The sequence below is a fragment of the Streptomyces sp. NPDC048211 genome, from assembly GCF_043202315.1.
Classification (GTDB): Bacteria; Actinomycetota; Actinomycetes; order Streptomycetales; family Streptomycetaceae; genus Streptomyces.
Genome location: NZ_JBIDAD010000041.1, coordinates 1 through 11,366, shown reverse-complemented (window position 1 = coordinate 11,366; position 11,366 = coordinate 1). Strand labels below are relative to the sequence as shown.

12 protein-coding genes and 2 pseudogenes are annotated in these 11,366 nt (G+C 66.8%); 10 read left to right on the top strand and 4 right to left on the bottom strand.

The window, feature by feature from the left end; all coding sequences use genetic code 11:
* Positions 1-853 precede the first annotated feature (853 nt).
* From ACGFZA_RS42225 to ACGFZA_RS42205, 5 genes and pseudogenes are all read left to right on the top strand, one after another.
* Positions 854-919, top strand: a pseudogene (locus tag ACGFZA_RS42225) (hypothetical protein); the annotation flags it as partial.
* 33 nt (positions 920-952) lie between these two features.
* Positions 953-1,462 carry a DNA glycosylase AlkZ-like family protein gene (locus tag ACGFZA_RS42220; protein ID WP_393686405.1) on the top strand — a complete coding sequence of 170 codons (510 nt, stop codon included), beginning with the start codon at positions 953-955 and terminating at the stop codon, positions 1,460-1,462.
* Positions 1,425-1,772 (top strand): DNA glycosylase AlkZ-like family protein, encoded by a 348-nt coding sequence (locus ACGFZA_RS42215; RefSeq protein WP_393686402.1) that lies wholly within the window; start codon positions 1,425-1,427, stop codon positions 1,770-1,772. The genes ACGFZA_RS42220 and ACGFZA_RS42215 overlap by 38 nt, the downstream gene beginning before the upstream one ends.
* Positions 1,773-2,036: 264 nt before the next feature.
* Positions 2,037-2,624: an SMI1/KNR4 family protein gene (locus ACGFZA_RS42210; protein WP_393686396.1), complete on the top strand. Its 588-nt coding sequence runs from the start codon at positions 2,037-2,039 to the stop codon at positions 2,622-2,624.
* 100 nt (positions 2,625-2,724) lie between these two features.
* Positions 2,725-3,384, top strand: a complete 660-nt coding sequence (locus ACGFZA_RS42205; RefSeq protein ID WP_385272628.1) for an MSMEG_1061 family FMN-dependent PPOX-type flavoprotein — start codon at positions 2,725-2,727, stop codon at positions 3,382-3,384.
* Positions 3,385-3,468: 84 nt separating this feature from the next.
* Here the strand turns inward: ACGFZA_RS42205 and ACGFZA_RS42200 are convergent, their stop codons facing one another.
* Positions 3,469-3,819: a hypothetical protein gene (locus ACGFZA_RS42200; protein ID WP_393686394.1), complete on the bottom strand. Its 351-nt coding sequence runs from the start codon at positions 3,817-3,819 to the stop codon at positions 3,469-3,471.
* A gap of 45 nt (positions 3,820-3,864) precedes the next feature.
* Between ACGFZA_RS42200 and ACGFZA_RS42195 the strand changes: the two genes are divergently transcribed.
* The 3 genes from ACGFZA_RS42195 to ACGFZA_RS42185 all read left to right on the top strand — a co-directional run bounded on the left by ACGFZA_RS42195 (position 3,865) and on the right by ACGFZA_RS42185 (position 7,980).
* A complete protein-coding gene (locus tag ACGFZA_RS42195; protein ID WP_393686392.1) occupies positions 3,865-5,253 on the top strand; it encodes a CoA transferase in 1,389 nt (462 codons plus the stop codon).
* A gap of 280 nt (positions 5,254-5,533) precedes the next feature.
* Positions 5,534-6,430 carry a recombinase family protein gene (locus ACGFZA_RS42190; RefSeq protein ID WP_393686390.1) on the top strand — a complete coding sequence of 299 codons (897 nt, stop codon included), beginning with the start codon at positions 5,534-5,536 and terminating at the stop codon, positions 6,428-6,430.
* A 284-nt stretch (positions 6,431-6,714) separates the two neighbouring features.
* Entirely contained in the window at positions 6,715-7,980 is a 1,266-nt protein-coding gene (locus ACGFZA_RS42185) for a transposase (protein ID WP_393686388.1), read from the top strand.
* Positions 7,981-8,037: 57 nt separating this feature from the next.
* Here the strand turns inward: ACGFZA_RS42185 and ACGFZA_RS42180 are convergent, their stop codons facing one another.
* From ACGFZA_RS42180 to ACGFZA_RS42170, 3 genes and pseudogenes are all read right to left on the bottom strand, one after another.
* Entirely contained in the window at positions 8,038-8,661 is a 624-nt protein-coding gene (locus tag ACGFZA_RS42180) for a DUF6000 family protein (RefSeq protein ID WP_393686400.1), read from the bottom strand.
* A gap of 219 nt (positions 8,662-8,880) precedes the next feature.
* Positions 8,881-9,648: pseudogene (locus tag ACGFZA_RS42175) on the bottom strand (transposase).
* Positions 9,649-9,691: 43 nt separating this feature from the next.
* Positions 9,692-10,102: a GNAT family N-acetyltransferase gene (locus ACGFZA_RS42170; RefSeq protein WP_393686398.1), complete on the bottom strand. Its 411-nt coding sequence runs from the start codon at positions 10,100-10,102 to the stop codon at positions 9,692-9,694.
* A 235-nt stretch (positions 10,103-10,337) separates the two neighbouring features.
* Here ACGFZA_RS42170 and ACGFZA_RS42165 point away from each other — a divergent pair, with 235 nt between their 5' ends.
* Both ACGFZA_RS42165 and ACGFZA_RS42160 read left to right on the top strand, forming a co-directional pair.
* On the top strand, positions 10,338-10,916 hold the full coding sequence (locus tag ACGFZA_RS42165) for a hypothetical protein (protein WP_393686386.1): 579 nt from the start codon (positions 10,338-10,340) through the stop codon (positions 10,914-10,916).
* A 230-nt stretch (positions 10,917-11,146) separates the two neighbouring features.
* A complete protein-coding gene (locus ACGFZA_RS42160) occupies positions 11,147-11,275 on the top strand; it encodes a hypothetical protein (protein ID WP_393686384.1) in 129 nt (42 codons plus the stop codon).
* The last annotated feature ends 91 nt before the right edge of the window (positions 11,276-11,366 follow it).

The window sequence follows — 11,366 nt, the reverse complement described above, 5'->3', positions numbered from 1 at the left end:
GCGCGCGTCCTCCTCCGGAGGAACGACGCACGCCCCTACGGGGCGTAAATACGATAAACCCTACGGGTTTATGCAATTCCTCCGGAATTGCAAAATGAATTCCTCCGGAATTCATGCCCGCCCGGGGATCTGTGAGGCTTCGTCATGCCCCTCTCGCCGGAGTGTAGCTGCTCCTCAAGCCAGTAGCTACAAGGATAGGGCGGGGCGTCCGTCGTCGCCTGACCCGGAGGCTGGGACCCGGGGCCGGCTGCCGGGCCCTACCGGCCGAGGAGGCTCCTCCCCTGCCCGCCCCTTCCACGGCCCGACCCCTCAATGCATCACGTAATTTGCCAGGGTAGAAACCGTTAGAAACGAGCACTCCCACCAGACACCAAACCCCCCGACAGACGCCCTCGCCACCACATACCGAGGATCACTGAAACTGCACAGTACCCAACCAACCTGCACAGGCACGGCAGGAACCAAAAACGCCACAGGTCAGACGGCTGGACCATCCCAACCCTGCGCAGGTTCACCGAGCCTCGACACTAGACACCCCCGAAGCTAAACGAAAAGGGGCGATAGGAAGAGGAAGGAATGCAAGAGGAAAGCCGTCCGTAGTTCTGAAACGTGCGCCACCAATACTAGTCAGAAGCACTTCTGAGGAGCCCTCAGGACCAGCAGAGCCTCAGTCATGTAAATCTTGAAACCACTCCAAACCCTGGCCGAGAACGCCGCACAAATACGAACGCTGCCGCTCCATAAAACGGCCTCGAAAGGAACGTGACTTACAAGCGTCATACCCATCAGTTGAAACCTAGCAAGCGCGTTCGCGGAGCGTGAGCTACACGCCCGGGTTCCGTACGGGCACAAGGAGGGCACGTACCCGCCGGGGCAGTGGGTCGCGGAGCAGCGGCGCGCGTACAGGGCAGGCAGATGATGACCGGCCTGCGCACCAGCGGCTGCCCACTCCCTGGTACCGCTCAACGACTGGCCCCTATGGGCCTTCCGCCGCCGCGCCGCGCGCCGCCGGCCCGAATACCCCGAACCCGCCGAACGCGACCGCATCCTCAACCTGATCCGCGAACACGGCCCCCTCACCCAGCGCGAGCTACGACAGCCCGGCGACCGGGCCAGCAACGGCTGGGCCTGGGGACCGGCCAAACGAGCCGCCGAGTTCATGCTGTGGGCTGGCGACCTCATCTGCGTGCGCCGCACCCCACGCTGGGAACGTCTGCTCGACCTCCCCGAACGCCACCTCCCCCCCCACACCTGCACACCGAGGCGCAGACCGACAACGAATGCCTCACCGCCCTGCTCACCTACGCCGGCCGCGCCCTCGGCATCGCCACCACCAGCGACCTCGCCAACTACCTCCGAATCCCCACCCGCGCCGCCACGCGGCTCCTCCCACACAGCCCCTTGCTCCCAGCCACCGTCTCTGGCTGGACCAAGGCAACCTGGGCACATCCCGACGTCCTGACAGACCGGATGGCCCGGCCGTCCTCCTCGGACCGTTCGACAACCTGATCTGGTACAGACCCCGTACCCAGCGGCTCTTCGGCTTCACTCACACCCTGGCGGCATACAAACCCGCCCACCACCGCGCCCACGGCTACTACGTCTGCCCCCTCCTCGCCCATGACCAGCTAATCGCCCGGGCAGACCTCACCCGCACCGAACACACCCTCACCATCCACCACATGACCACAGAGCCCGATCACCCACCCGAAGCACCCCAGCTACTCGATGAGGCATACGCCCGCATGACCACCGCAGTCGGGTACTCCTGAGCGGCGTACAGCCCAACGTGCCCCACGTGACAGGGCTGGGCGGCACGGTTTGCGCGGCCCGGCACACCACCGTCAACCTGGTGCATGCCCGATCTCCGTCGCTTCGTCGCGCGCATCGACTCCGAACAGCGAAAGGAGGATGCGAAGCAGTAGCCCTGAGCACTGCAACGAGGGCGGGCTGGCTGCGCTCTCCTGAGGAAAAGGGTTCTTCTGGCCAGCTGATCACAGCCGCCCATAGGGTGACGGGGACGAGAGAAGAGCACGATGGATCCCCGCATACCCCGCCTGCGTCGCAAGCTGGCCGCGATCCCGTTCCAAGCACTGCGCAGCCACTCCTTCGGAGAAGAGCAACACAAGTTCCGCCTCGGTCCGAAGCTGGCGGAAGCGCGCGTCGCTGCGTTCGAGGCCGAGCACGACATCGTCCTGCCCGACGCCTATCGGCAGTTCCTCACGCATATCGGCGGCTCAGGCGCAGCGCCGTTCTACGGCGTCATGCCGCTGGTGCGGTGTTCCTTGGTGGTCATGAACCCGCGCGGAGAACCGGGGGCACCCCGCGGCTTCGACGGCGCAGAGTCCGGGGGCCACGGACGTGACCTCTTCCTCCACGTCATCGAAATGGGCTGCACCGACGTATGCGTCATCGCGGTGACCGGTCCCCTCACCGGCCGCGTCCTCATCGGCAACAGCGACGGGTTCTGGGGCCCCAACGTCTCCTCAGCCACCGACTTCCTCGACTGGTACGAACGCTGGCTCAACCACATGAGCGCCGGACGCGACAACCGGGCCCTGGAACTCACCTCACCCCAGCTTCGTGGCCATCCCGACAGGCATCGTATGGCACCGAAGATTTGACTCTCCGTGACCACTCCACGGACAACTCGCGAGGCTGTCTCTGTGTCCCAACGCTCACCGGCCAAGAACAACCGCAGGTCGGCCCATTAGGGTCGGCGGCATGACGACACCTCTTGCCACCAGCGCCTTCGACTCGCTCCGCCTCGACGCCGTGCCCGACCAGGAGACGCTGCGCCAGACCTACGAACTCCCCAACGACGCGGCCGTGCGCAAGCAGATGACCGAACTCACCGAACAGACCCGGCGGCTGATCGGCTGCTCATCACTGGTCCTGGTCGCCAGCGCGGACGCCGAGGGCAACTGTGACGTCTCCCCGCGCGGCGGCCCCGCCGGGTTCGTCGCCGTCCTGGACGCACGGACGGTGGCGATACCGGACGCGACTGGCAACAAGCGTCTGGACACCCTGCAGAACGTCATCGCCACCGGACGGGCCGGGCTACTGTTCCTCATCCCGGGGCGCACCACGACGCTGAGGGTGAACGGCCGGGCCTGCGTCTCCACCCGCCCGGAGCTGTTGTCGCAGCTGACCGCCGTGGGCAAGCCGCCGACCAGTGCCCTGGTGCTGGGGATCGAGGAGGTCTATCCGCACTGCCCCAAGTCGCTCCTGCGCAGCGGAGCCTGGAAACCGGAGCAGTGGCTGCCGGCGGACGCCCAGCCGACCTCGGCCGAGGTGACGCTGGCCCAGCTGCGGATGCCGGAGCTGACGATCGCGGACATCGAGCAGGCGGAAGCGGACTCGCTGAAGTACCGGTACGAGTAACGAGCCGACCAGCGATTGCCGAACTACCGGGCCTTCCACCGCGAAGGTGGGCACGCGGTTATTGATCACGCGGCGAGCGTGAGTTCAGCGGTTTGGTGTCGGCGTTCGTATTCGATTGGGGCTGAGGTGGCCATTGGCGGAGTGCCGACGGCGGGTGTTGTAGCGGGTCAGCCAGTCGAAGACAGTCCTGCGGCAGGTGTCGGCATCGCCGTAGTCCTGGGCGCCTTGGAGGGTCTCGCGTTTCGTGTTCCTGTAGACGCCGAGGAGCTTCGCAATCGAGGTGACGGTGTTCTCCGGGCGGGCGAGCAGGTGGCGGGCATGGCGTACCTGCTCCTGCGTCGTCGCCGACGAGCGGCCGTCCGCCGAGGGCTCCGCGGGCGCGGGCGGCGTCTCTGGCCGGATCTCAGTAGTACGTCGGCGAGGGCCTGGGTCCATGACGCAACCCTTCCTATAGGTGGCACTCAGTGCCAGAGTGTGGGCATGAACTCTCCAATCATCTCGGGGGCCTCGCAGGCTTGGGCGGCACTGGGTGCCGATTCTTCGCTGCTCGACCGGGTGTCCTACGGCGGTCCGTCCGGAGGGCTGCCGGCGCGGCTGCCCGTCATGGAGTTGGCGCGAGCCACCGTCGCGGTGTGCTCGCTCGCGGCCGCGGAGCTCACTTCCGTACGCACGGGGCGCCCCGTGCCCCGTGTGCGGGTCGATGACGAGGCAGTCGCGACGGCGTTCCTCAGCGACCGGTTGGTGCGGGCCGACGGGCGAGCGTGGTCGACCTTCGCGCCGCTGTCCCGGTTCTGGCGGGCAACCGACGGATGGGTTCGTACGCACGCCAACTACCCGCACCACCGGGCCCGATTGCTCGCCGCTCTCGGGGTGCCGGGGAACGCCGACGAGGAGGCGGTGGACGCGGTGGCCCAGGCGATCGCGGGGCTTACCGCGCTAGAAGTGGAGGAGACCGTGTACGCGGCGGGCGGTTTGGCCGTCGCTGCACGCGGCCCCGAGGACTGGGCCAAGAGCGAGCAGGGAGTCATGGTTGCGGGGCAGCCGCTGCTGACGACGGCGCGCATCGATGATGCCCCGGATCGAATGCTCGGTGGTGCCGCGCTACCGTGCGCGGGGCTGCGCGTCCTGGATCTGACCCGAGTACTGGCCGGACCGGTCGCCACCCGAACGCTTGCGTTGCTCGGCGCTGACGTGCTGCGGATCGACGCCCCACAGCTGCCGGAAAGTCAGGAGGCCCACAACGACACAGGGATGGGGAAACGCTCGACCACCCTGGACCTGGGAGAGGACACCGACCGTAGGCTCTTCGAGGAACTGCTCGATACGGCAGACGTGGTGGTCACCGGTTACCGGCCGGGCGCGCTGGAACGGTTCGGACTGACGCCCGAGGCGCTCGCCGAGCGCCGACCGGGTCTCGTCATCGCCCAGCTCTCCGCGTGGGGCCGTTACGGACCGTGGCGCGAGCGGCGCGGCTTTGACAGCCTGGTCCAGGTGGCCACCGGCATCGCCGAGCTGGAGGGCTCGCCGGACTCGCCCGGTGCTCTGCCCGCTCAGGCGCTCGACCACGGCACCGGCTATCTGCTCGCGGCCGGTGTCCTGCGCGCGCTCACCGAGCAGCACCGCACGGGCGGCACACGGCTGGTCCGCCTGGCGCTGACGCAGACCGCGCACTGGCTGGTCCACGACCTGGCACCCGCTCCGGGCGAGGAAGAGGGCTTCAACGCCGAACACTGGCTGACCGAGACCGACAGCCCCATGGGCCGACTGCGGCACGCGCTGCCGCCGGTGTCGTACGACGGGGGCCCAGTGAACTGGGCACGTCCGCCGGGTCTATGGGGAACGGATGCGCCGGTCTGGGCCGGCGCCTAACGAATACCCTCGCGGCGTGCGCCCGTCACACCGATGCAGTCGTGTCACGGCCGCCGGGAGTCGGACGGCCATGACACCACCGTGTCGCCGCTCATGGCACTGCACAGAGGCGTGGCAGGAGTCAGCCAGTGGCATCGGCGTCACTCCTGGCTCCTACGCCGGAGCGAACAAGCGCGTTTCATAGGTGGTCGCTCGTGGAACAGCCGCCCGCCCAGCGGTCCACCTGCGGCAATCATGTCTCACGAGTTGTTGCAAACGACTGGACGTCTGAAACGTCCTCATGAACCACTCCGGGCTCGTGAGCGACGACTTCAAACGCGTGGAAGCGCACGACTGTCCGATGTCCACCTGCGCCGCCCCCACAGGCTCCGCGTGCCGGACCGGCAAGGGCAAGGTGGCCATCCAGTACCACACCGCCCGCTTCCGCCTCGTGCCCCAACTCACCAAGACGCTCAGCGTGCCGACCCCGGCCGTACGCAAGCCGGGGTCGATGTGGACCGAGCTGCCCCGACCGGTGAGCGTCGGCACCGCACCGGTCGGGCACGTCCGCCTCGGCTACGCCCCCGCCTCAACCGCGCGGCAGTCACTGGACGCGCAACTGGACTCGCTCGCCGAGATCGGGGTCACCCGGGTCTTCTCGGAGAAGATCTCCACCCGTGCCACCATGCGCCCCGAGCTGGACGCGGCCGTGAAGCTCGCCGGGGAGATCCGCTCCTCCGGCGTCGCCGTCACACTCGTCGTCCACGAGCACAAGCGGCTCAGCAGCGGCATCGAACTCGCCATGCTCGCCGAGGAACTGAAGGCGAGCGACGTCGGCCTGGAGTTCCTCACCGGAGAGCTCAAAGGCTCGCACGACCCCTCGGGGATCGTCCTCACCGTGCTCGCCGCGATGTCCGGCACGGAGCGCGAGTACATCCGCGACCGCACCCTCGAAGGACACGAGTCAGCCCGCAAACGCGGCAAGACCATCGGCGGCGCCGGTGTCACCGACAACGACATGCTGTTCACCGCCCTCCGCCTGCGCGATGAAGAGCTGAGTCTGCGCGACATCGCCGCTCGACTCGTCATCTCCAAGGGCGCCAAGAAGGGACAACGCCCCTCACCCGCCACCATCATGCGCATGCTGCGCGAACACGACGAGCAGACAGCCACGCCCCCTCTGGAGCCCAGGGCCTGACCTGCGACTCAGTCCTTAGTAGCTGTTGTCGTTCCGATCTTGAGGGGTGGGCGTCGAACGGGAGTCTCGTTCGGGTGACCGTGGCCGGCTGCGGGCATGAAGGCAGGGCCCCTTGGTAGCTCGGGGTTGCGAAGCCAACCGAGATCCAGGAGACCCTGTTGCCGCAGTTGTACGTGCTCGTGCCGGTGGAGTTCAACTCGGTTGCTCTGTCGTGTGATTGTGTCGCTCACCGGTTCGGGAATGCGGCCGACCATCCGGAGCGTGTTCGGCGGTATCCCTCGGACATGACGGACTCAGAGTGGGCCGTGGTCCGGCCGCTGCTGCCGGTGCCGGGCTGGATGCGGGATCGGGGCGGGCAGCCGGAGGCGTACTGCCACCGGGCGATACTGGACGCGATCCGCTATCTGGTCGACAACGGAACGAAGTGGCGGGCCATGCCGGCCGACTTCCCGCCGTGGGACCGGGTCTATGCGTTCTTCCGCCGCTGGCGCGACCACGTGCTGCTCAGGGAGTTCCACGACCGGCTGCGCGGCCGGGTCCGCGAGGAGTCGGGGCGGGATGCGGAACCGACGGCCGGCGTGATCGACTCGCAGTCCGTCAAGGCGGACGCCGTCGTCGGCGCTGCGGTGCTGCCGCCGCGCGACGAACGATTGGAGGCCCTGCCCCGCTGGGCTGACGCCCACTTGGCCCAGGCACCGCTCCCTCAGCGGCAGCTCGTCACCCCTTTCACCCATTGGTATCTGCTCCACCGCATCCGCCGGGCCCACCGGCACCGCCTGCTACGCGCCAGCACACAGCACCAGATGCGATCGCGACTGCGCCGGGCCCTGGAACTGCTCGACTGGCTCGACGAGCACGGCACCACTCTCGGGGAACTCACACAGCCAACACTCGAGATGTGGCTGGAGGAAGGGGCTGTTGAACGTCGTGAGGTGCGTGCCTTCGTCACCTGGGCGCGAGGTCGGGGCCTTGTCGGCGAGCTCGTAGTTCCCCGGGCACGCATCGCCGCCCCCAGCGTATTCATGACGGACAAGGAGCAGGCCGAGCAACTGCACCGGTGTCTCGGCGACGATTCTCTGCCTCTCGATGTTCGTACGGCCCGTGCCCTGACGCTCCTCTTCGGGCTGCAGCACACCAAACTGCTCGAACTCACCGTGCGCGACGTCATAGACGACAACGCGATGGTGGCGCTCAACCTCGCAGGCAATCGTCTTCCGCTGCCGCCCGAAGTCGCCCAGTTGGTTCGTGCGCAACGCGACCAGTGCCAGGCACGCTGGCAGCTCGATCAGACAGTCAGCACAACACCGTGGCTGTTCCCCGGCCAGGAACCCGCCCGCCCTCTCGGAGCCACCTACCTCAATTTGAAGCTCCGCCGACACGGCATCGCGCCCCGCGCCGACCGCAACAATGCTCGTCTCGCGCTGGCCACAGACCTGCCGGCGTCCGTCCTCGCCGACTTCACCGGCACCAGCGTCAGCAACGCCACCCGCTGGACCGGATACGCCAGACGCGACTGGATCTACTACATCGCGGCCCGCGCACGGGTCTGACTGTTTCCAAGCGTGCCGGGCAATGGAGCAGAGAGATCACAACGAGATGCGAGGCCGTCATATTGCCTCGGCGCATTCATGGACGACGGCATAAAGTTGACGAATCAGGCTCAAGGAGGAGGAGAGAGGGTCTGGGTTGGCCTGCATGTGAGGCGCGTCGTGGAGCCACTGCTGCCACAGGCCGTCCAGGCCCAGGAAACGGTCGGCTTGATCGTTTCCAAGATTCAGGCTGATGAACTGGAGAGCACCCATGACGACGGTCTGGTCGTACGCGAGGTCAGGGCGGCAGAGGTAGCGATCAAGGTAGGCGGCGAGCAGATCAGCATCGCGCTCCGTTCCGAAGGTGGCCAGGGCCACGCAGTAGGCCAGCCCAGCAGAGCAGACCTCGCTCGCCAGCAGGAGTTCTCCGAGGCACTCGCGAAACTCGGTCCGTCGAGAGACGGCTACGAGCCAAGCTGCCGTTCTCCGTTCGCGCCAGCTGCCCTCAAGAAGGGTGGCGATCTCATCCGCGGTGATGAGTCCTGCATCCTCGCGGAGGTCGCGTATGAACCGGTCGTACTCAGGGCTTCGCATGCGTAGCAAGCTGCCTCCGAGCTTCAGATAGCGCCGTCGCTCACCCTCGGGCGTGACATAGCGGCGAACCAGGGCCAGCAGTTCGGGATCCTCGTGGGCATGGCGCATCACAGGGCCGATCCTGCCTCGCTGGTGCACAACGAGGCCACCCCATTCTTGCGCTGCTCGTTCGCTGCTCTCACCGGGACCAGCGCGACAGACTGGTCAAGTTCGTCGAACACGACCGGACCGGCTACATCAGCAGCCGATGAAGCGGCAGCTAAGGGTTGTCCCGTAATGATCTTGGGCTGGGTGGTGGCAAGGCTGGTTGCGGTGCCATCCGTTGGCCTATCCGGCGAGGGTGAGGTTGTGGAGGCGGGCGATGCCGAGCACGGCGTGATGGACGCCGTCGCCTTTGAGTCAGCAGTCGCGGAGGATCTTCCAGGTCTTCATGCGGGCGAAGGCGTGCTCGACGCGGGCGCGGACCTGTTTGTGGGACTTGTTGTGGGCCTGCTTCCAGTCGGGCAGCACTTCCCCTTTGCGGCGGCGGTGGGGCATGACGAGTCCGGTGCCGGGGTAGCCGCCGTCGGCGATCGTCATGGTCGTGCCGACGGCGGCCTTGGCACCGGATTCCTCCCATGCCTTGCAGTCATTGCGGTTGCCGGGCAGGGGCTCGCCCACCACAACGACCAGCCGAGTGTCGGCGTCGATGACGACCTGGTGATTGGTGGAGTACCGGTAGTTCTTGGACTGCTCGGCGACCGTGTGGTCACGGGTCGGTACCAGCGTGCCGTCCACGATGAGCACGGTGTCCTTCGCGAACCGCCTGCGGGGCTGCAGTGCGAGCCGTGGCCCGAGGTGGTCGATGACCCGGTCCGCCGCCGACTTCGAGATGCCGAACAGCGGCGCCAGTTGGCGCATCGTCAAGTTCGTTCGCCAGTACGCCGCGACCAGTAGGACGCGTTCCTCGAGCGAGAGCGCCCAGGGCCGTCCGCGCTGGACCTCGGCAGCCATCTCGCGCCGCACGGCAGTCACCAACTTGCCGAAGCAGCGCGGGCTCAGCCCCGTGAACGGACCTATCCAAGACGGCTCCGACGCCGTGATCACACCAGCCAGACCAAGATCATCTCGGCTGGCGAGTCGATCACTCCCATTCAGTCTAAAGAGACTTGGCGAACCAGTGATCCGCCCTGCCGTGACCTTCATACGGCTCGGTCTCCTGGTAGCCGTGCTTGGAGTACAGAGTCCGCGCCGCGATGAGTTGGGTGTTGGTCTCGCACACGATCCGGACGGCGCCGAGCCTGGTGGCCGTCTCCTCAGCGGCCAGAAGGAGGCCCCGGCCCACCCCTGCTCCCCGGCCGGCGGGGCGCACGTACATCCGCTTGAGTTCCGCGGTCCCAGCGGTGCCTCTCATCAACCGCACTCCTGCGCAGCCCAGAAACTCGCCCTCCTCGCTGCGTGCAATGAGGAACGCGCCACCGGGCGGGCTGAGGTCACGATGGGGGTCCTTCGCGAGCACCGCACGAAGCTCTTCACTTGTGACCGAACGTCCCAGAACCCGCCTCCCCATCTCGCTGAAGTACTCCCGCATCACCTCGTCGACACCTGTGTCCAGGACAGACGCGGTCCCGATAGTCCAAGTAGGCATGCAACCCATGCTCTCGCAGCCGCCCATGGGCCGTCCATGGTCCTACCGCTCAGCTTCCAGCCGGTGGTCGTTACGGGACAGCCCTTAGGAAGTCAGTTTCTCTCGTGGATGCGCCCCGGCATCATGGTCGTCGGCGGCTACAGACGCGAGAGGACGAGTGCAGCAGGTGTCTGGAGACGGGCAGGCGGATCTGACGAAGCTGTGGCATCAGCATTGGCCCCATTGCCCACCAGTTGGATACAAGCTCCGTGACCCGTATCGGGATGTCTGGGTACGTTTTCACAGCCTGCCGGAGTCGAAGCGGTACCCCGAGGACGAGAGCGAGTACACCGTCGTCCTGGAGCGTTACAACACCGTCCTTGATGAGTTGTTCGCTGGTGCGGACGTGTACGTCATCACTCCGACCTGGACGACCGAAGCCGAGGTTCCGTCAGTGAAACCCGGAACGGGGTATTGGCAGAGCGTGCTGGTGGAGGACGATCCCGACCCTGAGTTCCGCACGTACTGCCACCTCTTCGCCGTCCGCCAGCCCTGGCAGCACGGCTGCGTCGACGACTTGCTCCGAGATACCGCCGACGACAAGGTGGCCGGAATCCTCATCACCGACACCCGCATGCAGCGCATCCACCACCCTTACGACGGTGGCGCCGACGTCTTCCTCACCACATCCGACGAGCGGGACCAGATGCGCGATCGGCATGCCGACTGGCTTTCCAGTCATCCCTCGGGTCTCTGACCGGCTCGGATCGCCGCCCCGCTCAGAACGGTCTGCACCCCAAATTCCGGGTTTAGAGGCTCCACGAGTTCCCTAGTGGCGACGGCCATGAGGCGGGCGGGTGCATCACCCTCCAGCAGCCCGCCCACGTACTCGATGGCCTCTGCGGGCGAGAGCACAGGCAGCCTCTGGCGCAATGTCCGCACAGCATGCATGCGTCCTCGCGTAGGCGCGAGTTCGCGGAGCACATCGTGCAGATAGTCCACCGCGGTACGCACCGGGAGCCCACGTATCCGGGCTCGGTAGTCGTCCTCCCAGGCCCCGGTCACCGCGGAGACGACGCCGACCTGGTGCAGTCCCCCGTCGACACGGTCGACTAAGCGTTGTCCCGTAAATGCTCTCTGAGCGACCTCGGGCATGGTGGACTGCTGCACGGCGGGTGGTCTATCCGGCGAGGGCGAGGTTGTGCAT